Annotated in this window: 17 protein-coding genes; 6 read left to right on the top strand and 11 right to left on the bottom strand. The window is 66.3% G+C overall.

The window, feature by feature from the left end:
* Nucleotides 1–15: 15 nt before the first annotated feature.
* Nucleotides 16–1302: a cystathionine gamma-synthase family protein gene (locus I2488_RS14680; RefSeq protein WP_196276565.1), complete on the top strand. Its 1287-nt coding sequence runs from the start codon at nucleotides 16–18 to the stop codon at nucleotides 1300–1302.
* Nucleotides 1303–2447: 1145 nt separating this feature from the next.
* Here I2488_RS14680 and I2488_RS14675 read toward each other — a convergent pair.
* Nucleotides 2448–2912, bottom strand: a complete 465-nt coding sequence (locus I2488_RS14675; protein WP_196276564.1) for an Lrp/AsnC family transcriptional regulator — start codon at nucleotides 2910–2912, stop codon at nucleotides 2448–2450.
* A 90-nt stretch (nucleotides 2913–3002) separates the two neighbouring features.
* Here I2488_RS14675 and putA point away from each other — a divergent pair, with 90 nt between their 5' ends.
* Nucleotides 3003–6596 carry a trifunctional transcriptional regulator/proline dehydrogenase/L-glutamate gamma-semialdehyde dehydrogenase gene (gene putA / locus I2488_RS14670; RefSeq protein WP_196276563.1) on the top strand — a complete coding sequence of 1198 codons (3594 nt, stop codon included), beginning with the start codon at nucleotides 3003–3005 and terminating at the stop codon, nucleotides 6594–6596.
* Nucleotides 6597–6761: 165 nt separating this feature from the next.
* Here putA and I2488_RS14665 read toward each other — a convergent pair whose 3' ends face one another.
* Nucleotides 6762–7382 (bottom strand): DUF3885 domain-containing protein, encoded by a 621-nt coding sequence (locus I2488_RS14665; RefSeq protein WP_196276562.1) that lies wholly within the window; start codon nucleotides 7380–7382, stop codon nucleotides 6762–6764.
* A 273-nt stretch (nucleotides 7383–7655) separates the two neighbouring features.
* Between I2488_RS14665 and I2488_RS14660 the strand changes: the two genes are divergently transcribed.
* The 4 genes from I2488_RS14660 (at nucleotide 7656) to I2488_RS14645 (ending at nucleotide 12398) form a co-directional block, all read left to right on the top strand.
* Nucleotides 7656–8702, top strand: coding sequence for a nuclear transport factor 2 family protein (locus tag I2488_RS14660; RefSeq protein WP_196276561.1), 1047 nt, complete (start codon nucleotides 7656–7658; stop codon nucleotides 8700–8702).
* Nucleotides 8703–8713: 11 nt separating this feature from the next.
* A complete protein-coding gene (locus tag I2488_RS14655; RefSeq protein ID WP_196276560.1) occupies nucleotides 8714–10063 on the top strand; it encodes an aromatic ring-hydroxylating oxygenase subunit alpha in 1350 nt (449 codons plus the stop codon).
* 40 nt (nucleotides 10064–10103) lie between these two features.
* Nucleotides 10104–11759 (top strand): FAD-dependent oxidoreductase, encoded by a 1656-nt coding sequence (locus I2488_RS14650; protein ID WP_196276559.1) that lies wholly within the window; start codon nucleotides 10104–10106, stop codon nucleotides 11757–11759.
* Between the two features lie 126 nt (nucleotides 11760–11885).
* Nucleotides 11886–12398: a hypothetical protein gene (locus I2488_RS14645; RefSeq protein WP_196276558.1), complete on the top strand. Its 513-nt coding sequence runs from the start codon at nucleotides 11886–11888 to the stop codon at nucleotides 12396–12398.
* A gap of 264 nt (nucleotides 12399–12662) precedes the next feature.
* On the opposite strand, the gene I2488_RS14640 is transcribed toward I2488_RS14645, so the two are convergent.
* From I2488_RS14640 to I2488_RS14600, 9 genes are all read right to left on the bottom strand, one after another.
* The gene (locus I2488_RS14640) at nucleotides 12663–14081 is read right to left on the bottom strand and encodes a sensor histidine kinase (protein ID WP_196276557.1); all 1419 of its coding nucleotides are present in this window, start codon (nucleotides 14079–14081) and stop codon (nucleotides 12663–12665) included.
* Between the two features lie 189 nt (nucleotides 14082–14270).
* Complete coding sequence (locus I2488_RS14635; protein ID WP_196276556.1) at nucleotides 14271–15197, bottom strand: Vgb family protein; 927 nt, start codon at nucleotides 15195–15197, stop codon at nucleotides 14271–14273.
* 18 nt (nucleotides 15198–15215) lie between these two features.
* A complete protein-coding gene (gene atzF, locus I2488_RS14630; RefSeq protein WP_196276555.1) occupies nucleotides 15216–16985 on the bottom strand; it encodes an allophanate hydrolase in 1770 nt (589 codons plus the stop codon).
* Nucleotides 16982–20590 carry an urea carboxylase gene (uca, locus tag I2488_RS14625; protein ID WP_196276554.1) on the bottom strand — a complete coding sequence of 1203 codons (3609 nt, stop codon included), beginning with the start codon at nucleotides 20588–20590 and terminating at the stop codon, nucleotides 16982–16984. The genes atzF and uca overlap by 4 nt, the downstream gene beginning before the upstream one ends.
* Complete coding sequence (locus I2488_RS14620; RefSeq protein WP_196276553.1) at nucleotides 20587–21219, bottom strand: urea amidolyase associated protein UAAP2; 633 nt, start codon at nucleotides 21217–21219, stop codon at nucleotides 20587–20589. Before I2488_RS14620 ends, uca begins: the two co-directional genes overlap by 4 nt.
* 14 nt (nucleotides 21220–21233) lie before the next feature.
* Entirely contained in the window at nucleotides 21234–22070 is an 837-nt protein-coding gene (locus I2488_RS14615; RefSeq protein WP_196276552.1) for an urea amidolyase associated protein UAAP1, read from the bottom strand.
* Complete coding sequence (locus I2488_RS14610) at nucleotides 22067–22540, bottom strand: CopG family ribbon-helix-helix protein (RefSeq protein ID WP_062347447.1); 474 nt, start codon at nucleotides 22538–22540, stop codon at nucleotides 22067–22069. The genes I2488_RS14615 and I2488_RS14610 overlap by 4 nt, the downstream gene beginning before the upstream one ends.
* The gene (locus tag I2488_RS14605) at nucleotides 22540–23298 is read right to left on the bottom strand and encodes an ABC transporter ATP-binding protein (RefSeq protein WP_196276551.1); all 759 of its coding nucleotides are present in this window, start codon (nucleotides 23296–23298) and stop codon (nucleotides 22540–22542) included. Before I2488_RS14605 ends, I2488_RS14610 begins: the two co-directional genes overlap by 1 nt.
* Entirely contained in the window at nucleotides 23295–24110 is an 816-nt protein-coding gene (locus tag I2488_RS14600) for an ABC transporter permease (RefSeq protein ID WP_196276550.1), read from the bottom strand. Before I2488_RS14600 ends, I2488_RS14605 begins: the two co-directional genes overlap by 4 nt.
* Between the last annotated feature and the right edge of the window lies 1 nt (nucleotide 24111).

Below are 24111 nucleotides of genomic sequence, written 5' to 3'. Positions count from 1 at the left end.
CCGGAGGAGGATACGATGAACGCACCGCGCGAGAGCAAGACCGCGATCGGCAACCATGCACTGCATCCCGAGACGCTGATGCTCAACTATGGTTACGATCCGCACCTGTCCGAAGGCGCGGTGAAGCCGCCGGTGTTCCTGACCTCGACCTTCGTGTTCCCGACAGCGGAGGAGGGGCGCGACTTCTTCGACTACGTGGCAGGGCGCAAGGAGCCGCCGCCGGGGCAGGGGCGGGGCCTCGTCTATTCGCGCTTCAACCACCCCAACAGCGAGATCGTGGAGGACCGGCTGGCGGTCTACGAAGGGGCGGAGGCAGGCGTGGTGTTCTCTTCCGGCATGGCGGCGATCACCACGACGCTGCTGGCCTTCGTGAAGCCGGGCGAGGTGATCCTGCATTCGCAGCCGCTCTACGGCGGGACCGAGACGCTGCTGGCGAAAACCTTCGCCAATCTCGGCATCGGGGCGGAAGGCTTTTCCGATGGGCTGAGCGAAAGCGCGGTCATGGATGCGGCGGAGCGGGCACTGGCGCGCGGGAGCGTGGGGCTGGTGATGATCGAGACGCCGGCCAATCCGACCAACGCGCTGGTCGATATCGCGATGGTGGCGCGGGTGTGTGCGGCCATTGGAGAGCGGCAAGGGAAGCGACCGCTGCTGGTGTGCGACAACACGCTGCTCGGGCCGGTGTACCAGCAGCCGCTGCAGCACGGGGCGGACATCTCGGTCTATTCGCTGACCAAGTACGTCGGCGGGCATTCCGATCTGGTGGCAGGCGCGGCGCTGGGGTCGGCGAAGCTGATGCGCGAGGTGCGGTTGCTGCGCAGCGCGATCGGCACGCAGCTTGATGCGCACAGCTGCTGGATGCTGGGGCGTTCATTGGAAACGCTGGGGCTGCGGATGGAGCGGGCCAATGCCAATGCGGTGGCGGCGGCGGAGTTCCTCAAAGGCCATGCGGCGGTGGAGAGCGTGGCCTCGCCACTGTTTGCGGAAAGTGGTTCGGCGGAGGCTGAGGTGTTCGCGCGGCAGTGCGGCGGGGCGGGATCCACGTTCTCGTTCGACATTTGCGGCGGGCAACCGGCGGCGTTCCGCTTTCTCAATGCGCTGCAGATCTTCAAGCTGGCGGTGAGCCTTGGCGGTACGGAGTCATTGGCGAGCCATCCTGCGACAACCACGCATTCGGGTGTGCCGGCGGACTTGCGCGACAAGTTCGGCGTGCGCGATTCGACGGTGCGGCTGTCGATCGGGATCGAGCATCGCGATGACATTGTGGCGGACCTGGCGCAGGCCTTGGCGGCGGCGGAGTAGCTTTCCGATTTCGCGCTGCGTCGGCCGCGTCGTTCTTTATGATAGTCACGCAAAGCCGCAAAGGCGCGAAGATGTTGCACTTTGGGGTTACGGTGCTTGTGCATCGGGGCGTGTCGGGGATGTCGGACGCCTGCGGCGGACGTGACATCTTTGCGTCTTTGCGGCTTTGCGTGAGATATGTCTGGCGCGGCGCTGCTTGCCCACCCCGCTGCGACTAACTTCACTGCGTTCAGTAAGTCTCGCGGCCCTCCCGCCTGCGGGAGGGCAAGACGCTGCGCTTGTCTCCCCTCCCGCAGGCGGGAGGGGTTGGGGGTGGGCATCCTTCGACAAGCTCAGGATGAGCGGGATACGTGATATGAAGCCTCATCCGCTGGCGAGTGCGGACGGTAACGCCGGAGGGATAAGCACAGATCGCGCGACCGGTGCGGGTGCCGTTGCGGCACGCGCGGGGAGGGCGCGGGACCGGTTGCGAATGGCCGGGGGGCGGTTCCGGGCCCCTGGTCGGCTCAGCCTGAGGGCGGACATATGTGACAGGACGAAGCTGTGGCAGCGGCTCGCGGGGCTGCTTTGGCTTCTGGCAAGCGGCTGCGTGAAAAGAACCTGTCGTTTGCGCAGACTTCGTCACGCAAGTCATGGCGGGTTCCGCATCCGCAGCGTCGCTCAGGGTTCGGCGCCGTGCTATCAGCCCTGGGGTGTCCTGTCTGTCCTTGGGTAACGGCAGGGATTGCCCGGTGGGTCTTGGGCTTAACGCCCCGCATTGAACCCGCGAGTACCTGCCGCACCGATCGCGCCGGAAGCATCAGCACACAGCTTCAGCTTCCGAAGGGAGAGGAGCGGGTTGGCCTTGTGCCCTCTCCTGACCTGTGGCGGGGCATATAACCTATATGGTTTGTTTTGTCAAGGTGCTTGCCCACCCCTCTCGTCATTCCCGCGCAGGCGGGAATCCAGATGGCACAAGGTTTGACGTCGCGGGGCGACGGTGTTGCTTGTCGCTGGATTCCCGCCAGCGCGGGAATGACGAGGGGGGAAGGGGTTTCGCGCAGAGGCGCAGAGAGAGCAGAGAGCCCAGAGAAGAAGATGAGGTTTGGGAGCGGCTACGCCGCAGGCCTTTCACTCTCTTGCTTTCTCTCCTTCTCCACCCCGCTCTACTCCTTGACCGTCTCCATCGCCACGAAGGTCGATGTGCTCGCCACGTGCGGCAGGGCGGAGATCTTCTCTCCCAGCACCGTGCGATAGCGGCGGATGTCTGGTGTGCGCACTTTCAGCAGGTAGTCGAAGCTGCTGGCGATCATGTGGCATTCCTCGATTTCGGGGATGCGCAGGACGCCGGCGTTGAATTCGGCGAGGGCCTTGTCGCGGGTGTCGGACAGTTTCACTTCGGCGAAGGCCACGTGGTCCATGCCGAGGCGGGCGTAATCGACCTGGGCCGCGAAGCCGCGGATCACGCCGCCTTCGACCAGACGCTTGAGGCGGACCTGGCAGGGGGTCTTGGAGAGGCCGACCTTCTCGGCAAGCGCGGTGACGGGGATGCGGCCGTCGGCCTGGAGGGCCTTGAGGATCTTGCGGTCATAGTCGTCCAGATCGACCGATGTCAGGCCTGTTCTGTGCATTATCGTCCTTCCAAGGCCGGATTAAAAGGCAAATGGTCCTATCTGTGGAGCCTGTTCGGTCAGATTGCCGCGTGGCCTCGTGGTATGTCAATGCGCATGAGCACGCCATTCGCCTCGTTCGCCCCGCCTGTCCGCCCTGCCACGCCGCTGCGCCGCGCGATTACCGCTGCGGCGCGGATCGACGAGGCCGAGGCGCTCGCGCCCTTGCTGCGTGCGGCGACGCTGCCCGGCGACATGCGCGCGGACATTCGTGCGACGGCAAGCCGGTTGGTGACGGCGCTGCGCCAAGAGCATCGCGGCACGGGCGTGGAAGGACTGGTGCAGGAATATTCACTCTCCAGCGAGGAGGGCGTGGCGCTGATGTGTCTGGCCGAAGCGCTGCTGCGCATTCCCGACACCGCGACGCGCGATGCGCTGATCCGTGACAAGATCGCCGATGGCGACTGGAGCGCGCACCTTGGCGGCGGACGCTCGCTGTTCGTCAACGCGGCTTCGTGGGGGCTGGCGGTGACCGGCAAGCTGGTGAGCAGCGTCGACGATCGGGGCCTGGGCGCGGCGCTGACGCGGCTGGTGGCGCGGGCCGGGGAGCCGGTGATCCGGCGCGGCGTGGACCTGGCCATGCGCATGATGGGCGAGCAGTTCGTGACCGGCGAGACGATCGAGCAGGCGGTCGGCCGGGCGCGTGAGCTTGAGGCAAAGGGCTTCCGCTACAGCTACGACATGCTGGGCGAGGCCGCGACGACGGCGGCGGATGCGGCGCGCTATTACGCCGACTACGAGAAGGCGATCCACGTGATCGGCGCGGCTTCGGCAGGCCGGGGCATCATCGAAGGGCCGGGCATCTCGATCAAGCTTTCGGCGCTGCATCCGCGCTATTCGCGGGCGCAGGCGGACCGGGTGATGGACGAGCTGCTGCCGAGGGTGAAGGCGCTCGCCAAGCTGTGCATGACCTATGACATCGGGCTGAACATCGATGCCGAGGAGGCGGACCGGCTGGAGCTTTCGCTCGACCTGCTGGAGAGCCTGGCGACCGATCCCGAGCTGGCGGGCTGGCAGGGGCTGGGCTTCGTGATCCAGGCCTATGGCAAGCGTTGCCCGATGGTGATCGACTGGATCGTCGATCTGGCGCGGCGCGCAGGGCGGCGGATGATGGTGCGGCTGGTCAAGGGAGCGTACTGGGACGCCGAGATCAAGCGCGCGCAAGTGGAGGGGCTGGAGGACTTTCCGGTCTACACCCGCAAGGTCCATACCGACGTTGCCTACATAGCCTGTGCGCGCAAGCTGCTGGCCGCGCCCGATGCGGTGTTCCCGCAGTTTGCCACGCATAATGCGCAGACGCTGGCGACGATCTATCATCTTGCCGGGCCGGATTATCGGTCTGAGGACTATGAGTTCCAGTGCCTGCACGGGATGGGCGAGCCGCTGTACCGGCAGGTGGTCGGCGCGGACAAGCTGGACCGACCGTGCCGCATCTATGCGCCGGTGGGGACGCATGAGACGCTGCTGGCCTACCTCGTGCGGCGCTTGCTGGAGAACGGGGCGAACAGCAGCTTCGTCAACCGGATTGGCGATGCGGCGGTACCGGTGGCGGAGCTGGTGGCCGATCCGGTGGAGGTGGTGCGGGCGATGCCGCAGCCGGGGGCGCGGCATGACGGGATTGCGCTGCCGTGCGATCTCTATGCGGACCGCCGCAATTCGGGAGGGCTGGATCTGGCTTCAGAGGCGGTGCTGGAGGGGCTGACGCGCGAGTTGCAGGCCAGTGCTGCAGTGGACTGGAGCGCGGGGGAAGGCGAGAGGCGGGTGGTGCTAAGTCCTGCCGACCATCGCGATGTTGTCGGGCATGTGGCGGAGGTTTCGGCTGAGGAGGCGGTAGCTGCGGTGGCGCGGGCGGCGGCTTCGCGGTGGGCGGATGAGCCGGTGGCAAGCCGGGCGGCAAGGCTTGAGCGGGCGGCGAGTGCGATGCAGGCGCGGATGCCGATGCTGCTCGGCCTGATCATGCGCGAGGCGGGCAAGTCCCTGCCCAATGCCATTGCCGAAGTGCGCGAGGCGATTGATTTCCTGCGCTATTATGCGGCGCAGGCGCGCAGCACTTTCGGCGCGGCGCAAGTGCCGCTGGGGCCTGTGGTGTGCATCAGCCCGTGGAATTTCCCGCTGGCGATCTTCACCGGCCAAGTTGCGGCGGCGCTGGTGGCGGGCAATGCGGTGCTGGCCAAGCCTGCCGAGGAGACGCCGCTGATCGCCGCCGAGGCAGTGCGCCTGCTGCACGAGGCGGGGGTGCCCGAGGACGCGCTGCAACTGGTCTGCGGCGATGGCGCGATCGGCGCGGCGCTGGTGGCTGCCGAGCAGACGGCGGGGGTGATGTTCACCGGATCGACCGAGGTGGCGCGGCTGATCCAGCGGCAACTGGCGGGCAGGCTCACCGCAGATGGCAGGCCGATCCCGCTGATCGCCGAGACCGGCGGGCAGAACGCGATGGTGGTCGACAGTTCGGCGCTGGCCGAGCAGGTGGTGGCCGATGTCATCGCTTCGGCCTTCGACAGCGCGGGGCAGAGGTGTTCGGCGCTGCGGGTGCTGTGCATGCAGGAGGAAGTGGCCGACCGCACGCTGGCGATGCTCAAGGGCGCGCTGCAAGAGTTGCGGATCGGGCGGACCGATGCGCTGAATGTCGATGTCGGACCGGTGATCACGGCGGAGGCGCAGGGCAATATCGCGCGGCACATCGAAGCGATGCGGGCGCGGGGGCACAAGGTGAGCCAGGTGGCGCTGCCCGAGGATTGCGCACATGGCACGTTCGTCGCGCCGACGGTGATCGAGATCGACAGCATGGCGGACCTTGGGCGCGAGGTGTTCGGGCCGGTGCTGCACGTGTTGCGCTTCCGGCGCGAGGGGCTGAACCGGCTGATCGACGACATCAACGCCAGCGGCTATGGCCTGACCTTCGGACTGCACACGCGGCTGGACGAGACCGTGGCGAACGTCACCGCGCGCGTTCGGGTGGGCAATATCTACATCAACCGCAACGTGATCGGCGCGATTGTCGGCGTGCAGCCGTTCGGCGGGCGCGGGCTTTCGGGAACGGGGCCGAAGGCGGGCGGGCCGCTCTATCTCGGGCGACTGGTGCGGCGCGCGCCGGTGTTCGCCGCGCGTGGGGGCCGCGTGTCCGTCGCGGTGCACGACTTTGCCGACTGGCTCGACGCGCAGGGCAAGGCCGAACTGGCGCGCAAGGCGCGGCGCTATGCCGATGCCTCGGCGCTGGGGGCGGAACTGGAGCTGGCGGGGCCGGTGGGCGAGCGCAATCTCTATGCGCTGCATCCGCGCGGGGTGGTGGTGCTGCATGCGGTGAGCGAGGACGGCTTGCTCGAGCAGATGGCGGCGGTGCTCGCCACCGGCAATCGCGGGGTGGTGCGCGGGATGAGCCTGCCTAGCGGGTTGCCCGAGAGCGTGGCGCGGCGGTTTGCGGGCGATGCGCAAGGCGCGTCGGTCGCGCTGGTCGAGGGCGGGGCGGAGCGGGTGCGGGCGGTACTGGCCGAGGTGGCGGCGCTGGACGGGCCGATCGTCACCGTCCACGCGGCCGATCCGGGCGTGCCGCTGGCGTGGAATTGCGACTGGTTGCTGGAGGAGGTCTCGACCTCGATCAACACGACCGCGGCGGGGGGCAATGCGAGTTTGATGATGATCGGGTGAGAGGGCGTTCGCCTCCTTTTACGTCTTCCCGGGCTTGCGCTTTTTCCTTCGCGTGCGCGCTTTGGTGCCAGAAAAGCGGGGTCCCGGATCAAGTCCGGGACGACGGGGTTTGAGGTGGGGGCCGGATGCGCGCCTTTCGGGCGCGAAGCACCGGTCGCTCAAGTGTCAGAACAGCTTCGACATACGCTCACGATCGTAGTCGAGGAGCCAGTCTGCAAAGCCAGAGTAAACCCCGTGAAGTGCTGCGGAATCATAAGCACTAACATCCATTCCGCGATCATCATAAACGTGCAGCATGACAGACTTTTTGGGGTCGATCAGAAAGGTAACGACTGGAGCGCTAGGAAAGATGGGCATTTCTGATGCTATCGCATGCCACAGAAGGGCGTCGCGGGCGTTCTTGTCAGGACCCAGATCGTAGCTGCGGATGTCCCAGACTTCACTCTCATCGTCGGGATCCGGATAAAGGCTTGCCTGCCATTCGCTGATCTGTGGCGCATCAAATCCGCTGGACTGAAGAGCCACGAATCCGTCTTTCACTTCTTCAGGGAGACCAGTCTGATTTGGCAGGAGGCCGTTCCAAGCCACAACGCCTGTGCAGTTTTCAGAGAAAAGCGCGTCGGCGATGGCCGATGCCCGACGGTGCGCCTGAAGAAAACGAGGAACTGGCTGTGCAGTGTTATCAAACTCTTCGCCGCCAAGTTCGAAACGTAGTCGAACGTCCTCGAAGCCAAAGCGGGCTGACCAAAGACTCGACCACAATTTCTCAATGGATGGGCTGCTCATGGGGTTCAATAGCTTCCTTGTGCGCAATCGAGCAACGGCGTCGGTTCCTGATCGGCCGATTTTGAAGAGCGTTCCGGACAGCTGCCGCTGATCCTGCCCTTTTGCGCTTTGTGATAAGGGCAGGGATCGCCTTGATCCGCGCTATCCTGCCAAAAGCGCCAGTAGGCATTGGCCGTTCCCCTCTGCGATGAAACCGGCAAGGCTGCCGGATTTTCCCGTGGCTCAAAGCAAGGTCCTGAATTCAAAGGGCCGGGAGAGTGGAGTGCCGGGACGGTGTTGACTGCCGACGATCTGATCGCGCGCCATGGCATTCTCAATGCGCTGGCCAATCACAGCCGGGGTGTGGATCGGGCGGATGCCAATTTGCTGGGGTCGGCCTATCATGCCGATGCGACGGTGGATTACGGGTTCTATGCCGGGCCTGCCGCGACGCTGGTGGAGATTCTGGCCGGGGCGCAGAGGGGGGCGCTGCCGACGCTGCATCGCACGTCCAACTGCTGGATCAGGGTCGATGGCGAGCGGGCGACTTCGGAATCGTATGTGATCGCCTATGTCGAGGAAGCGGAGCTGCAGCGGTTCGTGCTGGGGCGCTACCTTGACCGGCACGAGTGTCGCGACGGGGAGTGGCGGCTGAGCCATCGGACCTATGTGCTCGACGGCAATGTGAACCGTCCGAGCAGCGCCGCGCGCGCCGATCCGCCGACAGGCTTTGAACATTTCGTCCCCGCAGGCGGCAAGGGCGCCGCCGATCCGGGCCGGGCGCTGCTCGCCTTCCACGCCGCAAGTGCAAGGAACACCACGATGACCACGACCCAGAACCGGGAAGCCGCTCTTGATGCAGCGCTCGCCCGCGCCGAGATCCACGACTTGTGCATGGCCTATGCGCGCGGGGTGGACCGGGCCGATGCCGAATTGCTCGCCTCGATCTTCACCGAGGACTCCACGGTGATTTCGGGCGTGGTCAACGGATCGGGCAAGGACTTTGCCCGCGAGATCACTGCGTTCGTCTCCGGCAATCTGGAGATGTGCTTCCATTCGGTGGCCAACGAATGGGTCGACGTGCGCGGCGATGAAGCGGTGGGCGAGCATTACGTGATCGCGCAAATGGTGCAGGCAGGCACCGAAGTGCTGACCGGCGGGCGCTATATCGACCGCTATGTCCGCCGCGACGGGCGCTGGCTGATCCAGAGCCGGACCTTCGTGGCCGACTGGAGCCATTCGCATGAATCGACGATGGAGCGCGACGGCTTCTACGAGGCGCTGACCAACCGGGGCTGCTTCGGGCCGCAGGACCCGGTCCACGCCCACTGGGCGGCTTGAGGAGAACACGCATGAGCCTTCGTGGACATGTTCCCCTGCCGATGGACGGGCGCGATCCTTCGCACCTGCGCGGCGATGCGATCACCGGTGACCGCTACTTCTCCGCCGAGTTCGCGCAGAAGGAATGGGACCACATGTGGACGCGCATCTGGCACATCGCCGGGCGCACCGCCGACATTCCCGAGGCGGGCGATTTCCTCGTCCATAACTTCATGAAGGAATCGGTGATTGCGGTCCGCCAGGAGGATGGTTCGGTCCGTGCGTTCTACAATTCCTGCGGCCATCGCGGCATGCGGATGGTGCATGATTCCAGCTCGGTAGAGGCGTTTCACTGCCCCTATCACGGCTGGAAGTGGGGCATCGACGGGGTGCTGGCCCATGCCCAGGACGCCGATGTCGATTTCAAGGCAGGCAACCCCTGCGGCAAGCTGAAGCTGAAGGAACTGCGCTGCGACACCTGGGGCGGGTTCGTGTGGTATTCGATGTCGGACGACAGTCCTTCGTTGATGGACTTCCTCGAGCCGATGCCCGAGTTGTACAAGAACTACCCGATGGCCAAGGCCGTGCGGGTGGCGTGGTACCGGATCGAGATCAACGCCAACTGGAAGTTCGTCACCGACAACTTCTCTGAGAGCTACCACACCCGCACCGCGCACCCGCAAGTGCCGCCGTGGATCGATCAGGACGTGGATTCCGCGCGGCACGAGATGTGGCCGAAGGGCCATGGCCGCACGGTGCAGCCGATGCGCCCCTCGCTCACCGACCGGCCCGAGGGCGGCGGCAATGCCATGTTCGAGGCGGAGCTTGCGAAGTGGGACATCGATCCTGCCTCCTACGCCACGTACGAGGACTTCGCGATGCAGGGCTGGCTCGATCTGAAAGCCGCCAAGCAGAAGCTGTGGCGGGAGAAGGGCTATCTCCACTACGAGCACATGGACGACGAGGAGATCACCGACAGCCCGCACACGGTGATGTTCCCCAACGTGACGATCAGCTTCCTGCCCGACAACCTGATCCTGTTCCGCAGCGAACCGCACCCGACCGATCCGGAGAAGTGCTACTTCGACCTGTGGTGCATGGCCTTTCCGGTGGAGGGGCAGAGCGAGGTGCAGTCGATCATGGCAGGCATGAAGCCCTTGCGCGAGGTGGCCGAGTGCGAGCACCGCGTATTCGACGGCGGGCGCGGGGTGCCGGAACTGGCCGGACAGATCGTCTATCAGGACATGGAACTGGCCGAGGCGATGCAGGCAGGCATGCATTCGCGCGGGTATACCGACGCCTATCTTTCCGATCAGGAGACGCGCATCCGGTTCTTCCATGAAGTGCTGAATGACTGGATCGAGGGGCGGCAGGGCCGCTGACAACATCAACAACAGAAGAATTTTTCCGGAGAGAAATCAGATGAGTGGCGGTGAGATGCTGTGGGACCGCGAGGCGGATGTTGTCGTGCTTGGCTCGGGCGGGGCGGCGCTGACGGCGGCGATTGCCGCGCATGACCATGGCGCGAAGGAGGTGGTGATCCTCGAACGTTCCGGCATGGTCGGTGGCACAACCGCGATGTCGGGCGGGATGCTGTGGATTCCGGGCAACCACCATCAGCTGGCGGCGGGGATCGAGGAGTCCGACGAGGATGTCGTGGCCTACCTCGACAGTCTGGCGCCCGGTGCGCTGGATCCTGAAACGCTGTGGGCATTTATGCAGGGCGGCCCGGAAATGCTGCGGTTCCTCGAGGACAATACGCCGGTGCGGATGGCCTCGTTCTCCGACTTCCCGGACTATCAGCCCTATTCGCCGGGGGCCAAGCCCGATGGCGGTCGCTCGCTCGACAATGAGGCGTTCAGCTTTGCGCGGCTGGGCAAGTGGGCAGCGCGGGTCAACCCGAGCAAGATGGCCTACCCCTTGCGCGGCAGCCTGATCGAGGCGACGCGCGGCACGCTCGACGAGGCGACGCTGGCCGAGCGCGAGGCAGGCGACTATCGCGGGCTGGGGCAGGCGCTGGTCGGCGCGCTGTTCCTCGGCGTGATCGAGCGCGGCATTCCGGTCGAATTCGAGAAGCGCGCGCGCAAGCTGGTCAAGGACGGTGACCGCATCATCGGCGTGGTGGCCGAGGACGAGAACGGCAAGGACTTCCGCGTGCGGGCGCGGCGCGGCGTGGTGATCGCCACCGGCGGGTTCGAGTGGAACGAGACGCTGGTCAAGGCCTTCATCCGCGGACCACTCACCGGCCCGGTCAGCGTGCCCGAGAACGAAGGCGACGGCCTGCTCATGGCGATCGAGGCAGGGGCGCAACTCGGCAACATGCAGAACGCGTTCTGGATGCAGAGCGCACTGGAATTCAAGCCGCAGCACCGCAATGCCAAGCCCAACTACATGCTGGGTTCGGACGAGCGCGCCCGTCCCGGCGCGATCCTCGTCAACCGCAAGGGCAAGCGCTTCGTCAACGAGGCGGCGAACTACAACGCGCTGGGCAAGTCGCTCCATGCCTTCGAGGGCGGCACGCACGAATATGCCAACCTGCCGTACTGGCTGATTATCGACCAGCGCTATCGCGACAAGTATCCCCTGTTCAACTCGCAGCCCGGCTCACCCACGCCGGGCTATGCGATCGAGGCGGCGACGCTGGCGGAACTCGCGGAGAAGGCGGGCATCGATCCGGCGGGCCTCGAAGCCGAAGTCGCGCGGTTCAACCAGATGGTGCGCAACGGCCATGACGATGACTTCAACCGGGGCGACAGCACTTACGACAACTTCTACATGTGGGGCGACATGGCGTTCGACCCGCCCTATCGCACGCTGGGCGTGATCGATCAGGGGCCGTTCTATGCGGTAAAGATGGAGGCAGGTGCGCTCGGTACGGCGGGCGGTCCGAAGACCAACGCCGATGGGCAGGTCGTCGACTGGAGCGGCAACGCGATCCCGGGACTCTATGCGGCGGGCAATGCCATGGCGGCGGTGCTGGGCGAGGTCTATGGCGGTGCGGGTGGCACGCTCGGTCCGGGGCTGACCTTCGGCTATCTCGCTGGCAAGCATCTCGGCACGCACATCTCCAATCATTGATCCATGTTGGTGGCGCAGGATTGCTCCGGCGCCACCATCGCAGCGCGGGCTCGTCTGGTCCTTCGGGCGGGAACGCACCTGTCTGCGGGCGCTTCCTCGGGTTCCAATCCCAGAGGAGAGTTCACGATGCCCGCATCCGCCATATTCGATACCCACGCCCAGGCCGAACGCGCGGTGAGCGACCTGCGCGAGCTTGGCGTGCGTGACACGCAGATGTCGGTGATCGCGCATCACGGTGGCACCACCACGACCCGGTCGGGCGATGGCGAGGTGACCGACGAGCATCACCGCAACGTGCTGCGCGGGATCATCGGCGGCGGTGCGCTGGGTGCCGGCCTCGGTGTGGCGGCGCTGGCCATTCCCGGCGTCGGCCCGCTGGCGGCTGCCGGAGCGATTGCCGCCTCGGCGGTGCCGGAAGCCATCGGCATCGGCGCGGCGCTGGGCGCAATCGGCGGCTCGCTCAACGAAGTGCTGACCAAGCATGGCATCGATGAGGCCGATGCGACCTACTACAACGACCGGATGAAGGACGGTGCCGTGCTGGTCACGGTAGAGGATGACTTTGCCGACAGCGGTCAGGTCAGCGATGTCCTGCGGCGCAACGGCGGGCATAGTGCCGGCAGCCCGCGCATGATCTAGGGTCAGGACCTATTACTCACGCCTTCGAGGCGCCGGAATGGCGAACATATCGGGCGGAAATGCGCGCCGGGAAGGCTGGTTGCCTTTCCAAGCGGATTTCCGTTCGAGATGGAAGCCATTCCGGCGTCCCGGGGGGGATTTGACCAAAATGGCCCATCGCTACGTTGGATGGGCTAGAAATAGAACCACTATTCCTGCGCCCATCCGCCTTGCGCTGGGCCATTTTGCCTCAAACCTCGAAGGCGTGAGTAATAGGTCCTGACCCTAGCTCAGCGCCGTCCGGGGAATGCCGATCGAGCAGAACACGCCTTCGGGGCGGAACTGGTAATCGAGCGTTCCCCCGATGCCGTGGGTTACCGAGCGTTCGATCAGGCGCGTACCGAAACCGCGTGTCTTTGGCTCGGCCACGGGCGGACCGCCGGTTTCGGTCCAGCGCAGCAGCATCGCATCGCCTTCAAGACCGGGACTGGTGCAGGTGACCTCGACCGTGCCATCGGTCGACAACGCACCGTACTTCGCAGAGTTCGTCGCGAGTTCGTGCAGGACCATGCCGAGTGCCTGGGCGGTGCTCGATTTGAGGACGACCTTGCTCGCCTCGTCGGCCAGTGCGAACGATATGCCATAGGGCGTCAGTTCGTCATCGATCAGGGATTGGAGACGCACGCCGTTCCAGCGGTTTTCCGACAGGTGGCTGTGCGCGCGGCTGATCGCCGAAATGCGGCCGATCAAGGCGTCCTTGAACTCGGCCACGGTGCCTTGGGCCTTCATCATCTGGACGATGGACTGCACGACGGCGAGCAGGTTCTTGGCCCGGTGGTCGACCTCGCGGGTTAGCAGGTCCTCGCGTTCGCGCGCCCGCTTGAGATCGGTAATCTCGACACAGAAAATGCCTACGCCGCGGCGCAGGCCGTCCGGGCCGTGGACGGGGTAGAACACTTCGGACCAGGTCCGCTGCACGCCGGGCAGCGCGGGCGTTTCGCCGGTTATCTCGACCCCGCGCATCACTTCGCCGCTGTCCATGACGGATCGCAGCAGCGGTTCAGCCGAATTCTTGAGATCGGGGACAAGCTCCCACACCGACTTTCCGATGTGCTGGTCCACCGGAAAGCCGTTCATCTCGGCGAGCGCGGTGTTGATGCGGGCGAACTTCAGATCGGCATCGAGCAGGCCGAGACCCACGGGGGCTTCGTCATAGATCGCCTGCAACTCGTCGATCACGCCGAGCAGGTGGGCCTTCTGTTCGGCCTGTTCCCGCCCTTCGCGTTCCAACTGCTCCTTGGCGGCAATCAGGCTCATCGCGCTGGTGCACAGCGAATGGACCACTTCCAGCACGATGATCGTGCTGGGTATGTAGACCAGCATCGCCAGCGGCGCTCCCGATTGCAGCGCCACTTCCGCGCCGGGGCGCAGGAACAGAAAGCCGGCGCCAAGCCATGCGAGCACCGCGGCAGTGTAGCCGGGGATGCGACCGCCGAGGAACGTGGCGATGACGATGGCGGGATAGAACGGCAGGAGCGGTGCCGGTGGCGGCGTGCCCATGGCAAGGCGAACCACCAGCGCGACGGCGATCAGCGCGAGGGCGGACAGCACTCCTGGCAGTGGCCGTCCGATGAAGACGTGGCACAGCGAGAACGGCCATCGGCCGAACAGGTGTGCCTCGCCTTCCTGGCGACCGGATTGCATCCCCCATTGCCCTTTCGGCAAGCGATCACGCGGCCTGATGGCTACGCGCGATCATCTTGCCCGAGTTTGGCCGTCTGGCAATCCCCGCAACGCCTCCGAACCTTGAAAACGCATCGAAATTGTCGCGTCGGCGGCGTGTCCGACTGGTAATGCAAACCTGTGTTAGGAAACTGGCGCACCGGGGGGGAATCAGGGCTTGGGCGGAGTGTTCAATTGCGCGACTGGCCACCACGACAGCGTGTGGACGTCGTGTGCCGAGGTCCAGATGCCCTTGGGCGTGTAGCGCAGCGCGCCGCTTCCTGCAGGCTTGCCGCCACGCTGGGCGACGGTCATGGTCTTGGGGTCGATTGCCGCCCAGACCTGATCGTCGGTGGTGCGCAGCCAGACCTTGCCGCCGCCGGTATCGATATCGCCCCACTTGAGGTTGGCACCGACCTTGACCCGACCAACGACCTGCCCGGTCGCCGGATCGGCGCGGACGAGCGTGCCGTCGCCCTGTTCCTGCACCCACACACCGCCTTCGCCCGCGGCAAGGAAGCCCGGCATCGTGCCGAGGGCGGCGCGGGCGACGACGGTGTTGGTGGCGGGATCGATCTTCTGCAGCGTCTGCTTCGTGGCGCTGACCGCCCAGACCGCGTCATAGCCGAAGGTCACATACCAGGTGTCGGCATCGACCGGGATCGAGGCGAGGACGCTGTTGGTCTCCGGATCGACGCGGGCGACGGCGCCTTCCGGCTTGCTCGCCAGCCAGATCGAGCCAGCGCCATTGGCGACGATGAGCTCGCCCTGCTTCTGGTTGGCGATGCCCGTGGGGATCGTGGCGGTGATCTTCGCGGTTTCAAGATCGATCCGCACCAGCGAGCCATCGGCGCAGTTGGCGACCCACAACGAGCCGAACGCCACGGTCATCGCGCCGCAGGGCCGGGCAATCGCGACTTCGGCGAGCTTGCCGGTGCGTGACCACTTTTCCACCTTGCCGCGATTGGTGGCCCAGACGGCATCGCCATCGACGGCGAGGAAATCGGCGAAACCGGGGACGGTCTGCGACTGTTCGACCTGCGCGTGGGCGAGTGCTGGTGCGAGGGCTGCGGCGGCGAGAAGCAGTTTGCGGAGCATGGGATTCCTTCCAGCCACTCAGCTACGCGAAGCGATGTAGGCGCGCCATCCGCCAAGGTGCGTAATGTCCTCGGCACCGGCAAGCGCGCGCGGTTCGGCGACGAAGCCCTTGACGCTGGTGCCATCTGCCAAAGTTACCGTGCCAATGGCGAGCGGTGCGGGAACTTCGACGGTGAAGCTGCCGAATTCGGCGAGGCCGAGTTCATAGACCTCCAGCTTTATCGCCGCGCCGCCTTCATCAAACACCAGCGCGGGCTTGGGCGGCGTGCTGTTGGCGATGGCGTAGAGCTTGTAGGTGGGGGCGGTCTCGAAGGCGCCGACGAACTTCGCATCGCGCGAGGTCAGTTGCCAGTGCAGCGGCATGCCTTCGAGGTGTGCGCCGACGACGGCCAGTTTCACGGTCTGCATCTTGCCCTCCAGATCGAGCGGGGGTGGGGGAGTGAGGTTGGCCGCTTCGAGCCAGGCATCGGCGGCGTTGAGCAAGGCGCGGTCGGTGGCGGCGGGGCCGATCAGGGTGATGCCGAAGCCGGTGCCGTTGTGGCGCACGCCTGCGGGCACGGCGACGGCGGCCATGTCGAGCAGGTTCACGAAGTTGGTGTAGAACCCGAGGTTGCTGTTGAGCGCGACCGGGGCGACCGCCAGTTCGGCAACGCGATAAGTCGTGCCGGTGGTGGGGAAGGCTAGCATGTCGACGCTCTCCCACAGCTGGTCGGCATGGCGCTTCAGTTCGGCCATGCGGTACACGCCGTTCCACAGTTCGACGGCGGTCTTGCCCCAACCGGCTTCGACCACGGTGCGGACGGTGGGGTCGACGGCTTCAGGATTGTCCTTCAGCAGCTTCGCGATGGCGGCAGTGCGTTCGGCCACCCACGGACCGCCGTAGAGCAGTTGCGCGGCTTCGAGCAGCGGGGCGATGTCAATCTCGACCACTTCGGCGCTCTGCGCCAGCGTGGCGAGGGCGCGGTCGTAGAAGAATTCGGACTCGCTATCGCCGAAGAAGGCGCGCTGATCGCGGCGGGGCACGCCGATGCGTTTAGGCGTGAGCGCGGTGTCGGAGAGTGCGCGCGACCATGGATCGCCCGCGTCGAACCCGGCCAGCGTGTGGTCGACCAGGCGGGCGTCGGTGGTGTCGCTGGCGAAGACGGTGATGCAGTCGATGGAGCGACAGGCCGGGACGAGGCCCTTGGTGCTCCAGCGGCCCTTGGTGGGCTTGAAGCCAATCAGGTGGTTGAACGCGGCAGGCACGCGGCCCGAGCCGGCGGTGTCGGTGCCGAGCGCGATGGGCACGAGGCCTGCGGCAACCGCGATGGCCGAGCCGGAACTGGAGCCGCCGCTGACATAGTCGCGGTTGTAGGCGTTGCGGGGCACGCCATAGGGGCTGCGCGTGCCGACGAGGCCGGTGGCGAACTGGTCGAGGTTGGTCTTGCCGACGCAGATCGCGCCTGCTGCCTTGAGGCGCGCGATAACGGTGGCGTCTTCGGCTGGCGCATAGGCGAAGGCGGGGCAGGCGGCGGTGGTTTCGAGGCCCGCGACGTCGATATTGTCCTTGGCGGCGTAGGGCACGCCCGCGAGCGGCAGGACCTCCCCTGCAGCCACCCGCGCATCGATGGCGCTGGCCTGAGCGAGCAGGTCCTCGACCGACGCGAGGCTGATCCACACTTGCGGCTGGATCGCATCGTAGGCGGCGATGCGGGCGAGGGTATCCTCGATCACGCTGACCGCGCTGGTGGTGCCGGCATTGACCCCGGCGGCGATGGCGGCGGCGCTGCGGCGGTCGAGCGTGGTCATGCGCTCCTCCGCAGGGCCAGCATGGGAGTGCCGGGCTGCAGCGGCTGGCGCTCCTTGATGTAGAGCGCGGCGACCGTACCCGCGCCGGGGCTTTCGACCGGGCATTCCATCTTCATCGCCTCGATCACCGCGATGGTCTCGCCCGCCGCAATGGTGTCTCCGGGCTGGACGAGCAGCTTCCACACGCTGCCGCCGAAGGGCGCTTCGATGAGGTCTGCGCCTTCGGGCACCTCTACTGCGTCTTCCGCCGGGGTCTCGCTTTCGGTGAGCGCGTTGACGCGGTCGAACTCGCCGCGACGTTCCCATTCCGCGCGCTCTGCATCGAAGGCGGCGGTGCGGCGGGCTTCGAAGGCGGCGATGTCCTCGGCGTTGTCGGTCAGGAACCTGCGGTAGTCGGACAGTCGGAATTCGGATGGTTCGATCCTCAAAGCGCGCTTGCCGCTGGGGAAATCGCGGCGCCATTCGGCCAGTTCCTCGGCGCTGACCGGATAGAAGCGGATCTGGTCGAAGAAGCGCAGAAGCCAGGGCTTGCCTTCGATGAAGTCCGCCGTCTGGCGATGCGTGTTCCACACCTGCACGGTGCGGCCGAACAGCTGGTAGCCCCCGGGGCCTTCCATGCCGTAGATGCACATGTATGCCCCGCCGATGCCGACGACGTTGGGCGGCGTCCAGGTGCGGGCCGGGTTGTACTTGGTGGTGACGAGGCGGTGGCGCGGATCGACCGGGGTGGCGACTGGCGCGCCGAGGTAGACGTCACCCAGGCCCATGACGAGGTAGCTGGCTTCGAAGATCAGATTCTCGACCGCAGCAGCGTCGGGCAAACCGTTGATGCGGCGGATGAATTCGATGTTGTCCGGGCACCACGGCGCATCGTCGCGCACCGCGCTCATGTACTTCTCGATGGTCTCGATCGTGGCGGGATCGCGCCAGCTGAGCGGCAGGTGGACGATGCGCGAGGGGATGGCGAAGTCCTCGAGATCGCCGAGGCCTTCTTCGGCGGCCATAAGCGCGGCGAGGGCCTGCGCCTGCGTCAGGCTGCGGCCGTCGAAGTGCAGCTGCAGCGAGCGGATGCCGGGAACGACGTCGATCACGCCGGGCAGGGCCATGCGCTCCAGCTCGGTCATCAGCGCGTGGACGCGGATGCGCAGTTCGAGATCGAGCACCAGCGGGCCGTATTCGACGAGGATGTTGCGATCGCCCTGCTGGCGGTAGACCACGCCGGGGCGGCCATGTCCTTCGGGTATTGTGGCAAGGATCGGCGTCTGCGTGGCGGCATCGCAGGGGCGGCTCGATGGGGGCTTGGCCCCGCAGGCGAGGTATTCCTGCTGGGCGCGGTCGGCGGCGGTGGCCTCGTCCATGGTGACTGGGACGAAGCGGACGCGGTCTCCGGGGACGAGCTGGCCGATCTTCCAGCGGTCTGCCGCGATGACCACGAAGGGGCAGACGAAGCCGCCGAGGGAAGGGCCATCGGGGCCGAGGATGATCGGCATGTCGCCGGTAAAATCCACCGCGCCAATGGCATAGGCGTTGTCGTGGATGTTCGACGGGTGCAGACCGGCCTCGCCGCCATCGCGCCGCGCCCACTCCGGCTTGGGGCCGACGAGGCGGACGCCGGTGCGGTTGGAGTTGTAGTGGACCTGCCATTCGGCGGTGACCACCATGTCGATGTCGGCCTCGGTGAAGAAGTCCGGCGCGCCGTGCGGGCCATAGAGCACGCGCACGCACCAGTCGGTGGGGAGTGCGGGCAGGGCTGGCGGGGCGAGTGGATCGCCGGTCGGTTCGTTGGCGAGGTGGAGCACGTCACCTGCGACGAGGCGGCGCGCGGCGTGGCCGCCGAACTGGCCGAGTTCGAAGGTGCTGCGGCTGCCGAGATAGGGGGCGATGTCGAAGCCGCCAGCGACGAGCAAGTAGCCGCGCATGCCGCCGCCTTTTGCCCTGCCGATGCTGAGCGTTTGCCCGGCCTCAACCGCGAAAGGCTGGCCGTGAGCGACTAGTTGGCCATCGAGCGTTGCGCCGAAGTCCGCGCCGGTCAGGCAGAGGGTGGCCGGGGCGGCGAACTGGAGGGTGGGGCCGGTGACGGTCATCTCCAGTCCGGCGGTGCCTTCGGGATTGCCGAGCAGGCGGTTGCCGAGGCGGAAGGACTGGTCGTCCATCGGGCCGGAGGGGGGAACGCCGACTGCCCAGAGGTGCTGGCGGCCGGGCCAGTCCTGCACGGTGGTGGCGGTGCCGCCGCTTAGTACGCGGATGGATTGTGGCTTGAAAACAACGTCTTCAAGCGTACGGGTTGAGACTTCACCTGAAGTGAAGGCCGGTGCGGCGACGACGCTGCGCAGCCAGCGCAGGTTGGTCTCGATGCCATCGACGCGGGACTTCGCGAGCGCCTGCTGCATGGCAATGACGGCTTCGGCGCGGGTGGGGGCGTGGACGATCAGCTTGGCGAGCATGGGATCGTACCAGGCGCTGATTTCGGTTCCCGCCATGACCCAGGTTTCGGCGCGGATGTCGTCGGGGAACTCGACGCAGGTCAGGGTGCCGGATGTAGGGCGGTAATCGAGCGCGGGGTCTTCGGCGTAGAGGCGGATCTGGACCGAGTGGCCGCTGGGGGTGGTCGGGGCGGTATCGAGGAAGCTGTAGTCGCCGCCGGCGCCGCGGATCATCCATTCCACCAGATCGACGCCCATGACCATTTCGGTCACGCCGTGTTCGACCTGCAGGCGGGTGTTCATTTCGAGGAAAAAGAACTCCTTGCGCTCGGAATCGTAGAGGAATTCTACGGTGCCTGCCGAGCGGTAGCGGGCCGCTTCGCCCAAGCGGATCGCGGCGGTGTAGAGCGCTTGGCGGACCTCTGCGGGCAGGAGCGGCGCGGGGGCTTCTTCGACAACCTTCTGGTTGCGGCGCTGGAGCGAGCAGTCGCGCTCGCCCAGGGCGACGACGCGGCCCTGGCCATCGCCGAAGATCTGCACTTCGACGTGGCGGGCGCGGCGGACGAAACGTTCGAGAAACACCCCGGCATCGCCGAAATTGCTCTGGCCAAGGCGAGCGACGGCGGCGAAGCCTTCGCGGATGTCGTCTGCGTTCTCGCACACACGCATGCCGATGCCGCCGCCGCCCGCAGTGGCCTTGAGCATGATCGGGAAGCCGATGGCCTCGGCTGCGGCGAGGGCTTCGTCCTCGCTGGTCAGCAGGTCGCTGCCCGGCGCGAGCGGGACGCCATGGGCGGCGGCGAGTTCGCGGGCGCTGTGCTTGAGGCCGAAGGTGCGGATGTTGTCGGGCGTGGGGCCGATGAAGACGATCCCTGCTTCGGCGCAAGCGGCGGCGAATTCGGTGTTTTCGGAAAGGAAGCCGTAGCCGGGGTGGATCGCGCCCGCGCCGGTGCGCTTGGCCGCTTCGATGATCGCGGCGATGTTGAGGTAGCTTTCCGACGGACGCGCGCCGCCGATGCACACGGCTTCGTCCGCCTGCGCGACGTGGAGCGAGGCTTCGTCAGCTTCGGAGTAGACCGCGACCGAGCGCAGGCCCATCTTGCGCAAGGTGCGGATTATGCGCGTGGCGATGGCGCCGCGATTGGCGATAAGGACCGTATCGAAAGCGGGAGCGGCGGTCATGCGACGACGATCATGCGGACGGGGGTGGGATTGAAGGCGTTGCAGGGGTTGTTGATCTGCGGGCAGTTGGAGACGACGACGATGACGTCCATCTCGGCGCGCAGGTCCACCGTCAGGCCGGGGGCGGAGATGCCGTCGACGATGCCCAATGCGCCGTCAGCCTCGACCGGCACGTTCATGAAGAAATTGATGTTGGAGACGATGTCGCGCTTTCCGCGGCCTTCCCAGAGGTTGGCTTCAAGGAAGTTCTCGACACAGGCATGTTGCGACTTGGTGTGATGTCCGTAGCGCAAGGTGTTGGATTCACAGGAACAGGCGCCGCCGATGGTGTCGTGGTATTCGACCGCGCTGCCGGTGATGGTCATCAGCGGACGGCCTTCGTTCGAGAGCAGCACGGTGCCTTCGCGCAGGAACAGGTTGCCCTGTGCCGCCACGGTATCCTGCGCGCTGTAGCGTTCGGAATCGTCGGCGGCGCTGTAGATCAGGAAGTCGACCGCCTGGTTGCCTTCGAGATCGACGATGCGCAGCGTCTCGCCCTGCTTGACGTGGTGGGCCCAGGGCGCGCGGGCAGGGATGATCTCGTCGTGGACGATGCTGCCGGAAAGGCCGGAGAGGTGGGGATCGGTCATGAGGCCTGTCCTTTTCAGCGGCGGTAGTAGTCTTCGACGTTGAGGAAGGCGCGCTGGCCCTCCGGCGTCGCGTTGCGGATGGGGTCGGCTTCGCTGGTCACCGGCCCGCGCCATGCCGTGAGGCGCAAAGGGGTGACGCTGTATTCCGGCCTTGGATCAAGGACATGCGGGACGTTGGTGACAACGACTATCACGTCCATCTCGGCGCGCAGGATCACGCTGCGGCCCGGCGCATAGGGGCCGACGAGCGGGGTGATGGTGCCATCGTCCTCGATGCGGGTGCCCTTGAACAGGGTGATGCAGGGGTGGACATCGCGGCGACCGAGGCCGTGCTTGGCGGCACCGAGGAGGAAGCGGTCGCGCCCGTTGGGATAGGCGCCGCTGTTGCGGCCTTCGCCGTACTTGGCGGCGTTGGTGGCGGCGTTCGAGGTGCCGGAAAAGCAGTCGTGCGTGGCCGCATCGTCAGCCTCGATGCTCATCAGCACGCGGCCCATGTCGGACAGCAGGAGCTTGCCGGTGCAGAGGTAAGCGTTCCACTGGACCTTGACCGTATCGGCGAAGTTCAGGCGCTCGGTCGGCATTTCGGCGTTGAAGATGTTGAGGGAAGCGCAGGCGTCGCCCTTGACGTCGATCAGGCGCAGGCGGGTGCCGCGGGCGATGCGGCGCGTGGCGTAACCGCCGGGGGCGACGGTTTCTTCCCAGAGCAGGTCGTCTGGGCTCACGCCTTTCGGCACGTCGGCTGCGACCGGCGGGAGGATCGGCATGGATTCCACGACCGTTCCCGCCATCGAACGGGCGTGATCGCGGGCAGCGTTGGGATTGGCCAATGTTGAGGTGGGCGCGTCGGTCATGCGGCGGCTCCTTTCTTCGATCCGGGGCCGGCCTCTGACAGAGGCGGCAGCAGGGCGGTGGTGGTGACAAGCTGGAGCTGCTGGACCCCGCGCACGCGGCGCAGGGCATCGGCCAGACCCTTGAGCCGGGCGGCGGGGCCTTGCACGAGCAGGACTTCCAGCGACTGGTCGTCCTTGAGGAAGACGTGCTGGGTGGAGATAACTTCGGTCTGGAAATCGGCCTGCGTGCCGGCGAGTTGCTGGCGGACGCGGCCCCGGTCACCACGATAGACGAGGGTGATCGTGCCAGCGAGGATCTCGTCCGGACGGGTCAAGGCCTCGTGGGCGGCAAGAGCGTGGCGGATCAGTTCGGCGATGAGTTGCGAGCGCGAGGGGAGCTGGCGTTCCTCGACCATCATGTCGAGCTTGCGGAACAGATCGGCAGGCAGGCTCATGCTGAGGCGGGCGAGGCTGGCGGGTTCGCTGGACATCATGCCGCTTCCGGTTCCGGCTCGGGCGTCGGCGCGTCCTTGCGCAGTTCCAGATCGTAGACCGCCGTCGCGCCGTAGCGGTGCGGGGCGTGGGGATCGTGGCGGCGCTTGTCGAGCGCGAGGACGCGGGTGCCGAGCGAGAAGGCTTCCTTGATGTCGTGCGTGACCATGATGATGGTCAGGCCGAAGTCCTGCCACAGCTGGCGGATCAGCACGTGCATGTCGGCCCGGATGCCGGGATCGAGCGCGCCGAAGGGCTCGTCGAGCAGGAGGATGCGTGGGCGCATGATCAGGGCCTGGGCGATGGCGAGGCGCTGCTGCATGCCGCCGGACATCTGCGAAGGGTAGAGGTTCAGGCTATCACCCAAGCCGACCGCCTGGAGCATGGCGGTGGCTTCGGCGGCGGCGCGCTTTTTCGCATCGCCGAACAGGCGTGCGAGTAGCGGAGCCTTGGTGCATTCAAGGCCGAACATCACGTTCTGCAGAACGGTGAGATGCGGGAACACCGAGTAGCGCTGGAACACCACCCCGCGATCGGGGCCGCATTCGCGGGCCAGCGGCTCGCCATCGAGGGTGATGATGCCGGACGTTGGCACTTCCTGTCCAAGGACGACGCGCAGGAAGGTGCTCTTGCCCGCGCCCGAGGGGCCGACGACCGAGACGAACGAGCCTTGCTCGACGTCAAGATCGACCTTCTCGAGCACGACGCGGTCGCCGTATTCGACCCAGACGTTGCGCAAGGAGAGGAGCGCGCTCAATGGCTTGCTCCGTGTGCCCAGGGGAAGGCCTTCTGGCTCAGTGTCTTGAGGCCCCAGTCCATGGCGATGGCGAGCAGGGCAATCCATGCGACGTAGGGAATGATCACGTCCATCGCGAGATAGCGGCGGACGAGGAAGATGCGGTAGCCGAGGCCGACGTCGGACGCGATGGCCTCTGCCGAGATCAGGAACACCCATGCCGGGCCGAGGGCGAGGCGCAGGGCGAGGATCAGGCGCGGCATGGCCTGGGGCAGGGCGACGCGGATGAGGATCTGCCATGAGCCTGCGCCCAGCGTCTGCGCCTTGGCCAGCATCTCGCGCGGCAAGGTGCCGACGTGGCCGGCAACGTCGCGGATCATGACGGGCGCGATGCCGATGACGATCAGGGCGACCTTGGCAGTCTCACCCAAGCCCAATGCTACGAACAGGATCGGCAGGAGTGCGATGGGCGGGATCACCGCTATGCCCGTTACCAGCGGCCCGAACGTGGCCCGGACCGGGGGCAGGGCGCCGAGCACGAGTCCGACCAGCAGCGCCATCAGCGTGGCGATCGCAAGGCCGAGGCCGAGGCGCTGCAGGCTGGCGAGGGTATCGGCCCAGAACACGACGGTGCCGGAGAGAACGTCGGCCTTGGTCATCTGCGCCCAGAGCGCGGTGGCCATGCCGGAGGGCAGGGGCAGGATCTTGTCCGCCGGGTTCACCGCATGCCGGGCATAGGCGGCGAAGAGGTAGAGGATGACCAGCAGCAGCATCGGCACGGCACCGAGCGCGAGACGCTGCTTCCGGTCCGGTTCGCGGTTTACCCAGCGCATG

Origin of the sequence: Novosphingobium jiangmenense, assembly GCF_015694345.1 — a bacterium.
In the GTDB taxonomy this organism is placed as follows: Bacteria; Pseudomonadota; Alphaproteobacteria; order Sphingomonadales; family Sphingomonadaceae; genus Novosphingobium; species Novosphingobium jiangmenense.
Note: the sequence above shows the minus strand (reverse complement) of the source record. Positions and strands in the feature narration are given on the sequence as shown.

What these genes read in the sequence shown, in the direction of transcription:
- I2488_RS14680 (WP_196276565.1), top strand. Translation starts at nt 16, where the DNA reads ATGAACGCACCGCGCGAGAGCAAGACCGCGATCGGCAACCATGCACTG.
- I2488_RS14635 (WP_196276556.1), bottom strand. Translation starts at nt 15,197, where the DNA reads ATGCTCCGCAAACTGCTTCTCGCCGCCGCAGCCCTCGCACCAGCACTC.
- I2488_RS14655 (WP_196276560.1), top strand. Translation starts at nt 8,714, where the DNA reads ATGAGCCTTCGTGGACATGTTCCCCTGCCGATGGACGGGCGCGATCCT.
- I2488_RS14645 (WP_196276558.1), top strand. Translation starts at nt 11,886, where the DNA reads ATGCCCGCATCCGCCATATTCGATACCCACGCCCAGGCCGAACGCGCG.
- I2488_RS14620 (WP_196276553.1), bottom strand. Translation starts at nt 21,219, where the DNA reads ATGACCGATCCCCACCTCTCCGGCCTTTCCGGCAGCATCGTCCACGAC.
- I2488_RS14600 (WP_196276550.1), bottom strand. Translation starts at nt 24,110, where the DNA reads ATGCGCTGGGTAAACCGCGAACCGGACCGGAAGCAGCGTCTCGCGCTC.
- putA (WP_196276563.1), top strand. Translation starts at nt 3,003, where the DNA reads ATGCGCATGAGCACGCCATTCGCCTCGTTCGCCCCGCCTGTCCGCCCT.
- I2488_RS14640 (WP_196276557.1), bottom strand. Translation starts at nt 14,081, where the DNA reads ATGCAATCCGGTCGCCAGGAAGGCGAGGCACACCTGTTCGGCCGATGG.
- I2488_RS14665 (WP_196276562.1), bottom strand. Translation starts at nt 7,382, where the DNA reads ATGAGCAGCCCATCCATTGAGAAATTGTGGTCGAGTCTTTGGTCAGCC.
- I2488_RS14610 (WP_062347447.1), bottom strand. Translation starts at nt 22,540, where the DNA reads ATGTCCAGCGAACCCGCCAGCCTCGCCCGCCTCAGCATGAGCCTGCCT.
- I2488_RS14615 (WP_196276552.1), bottom strand. Translation starts at nt 22,070, where the DNA reads ATGACCGACGCGCCCACCTCAACATTGGCCAATCCCAACGCTGCCCGC.
- I2488_RS14675 (WP_196276564.1), bottom strand. Translation starts at nt 2,912, where the DNA reads ATGCACAGAACAGGCCTGACATCGGTCGATCTGGACGACTATGACCGC.
- atzF (WP_196276555.1), bottom strand. Translation starts at nt 16,985, where the DNA reads ATGACCACGCTCGACCGCCGCAGCGCCGCCGCCATCGCCGCCGGGGTC.
- uca (WP_196276554.1), bottom strand. Translation starts at nt 20,590, where the DNA reads ATGACCGCCGCTCCCGCTTTCGATACGGTCCTTATCGCCAATCGCGGC.
- I2488_RS14650 (WP_196276559.1), top strand. Translation starts at nt 10,104, where the DNA reads ATGAGTGGCGGTGAGATGCTGTGGGACCGCGAGGCGGATGTTGTCGTG.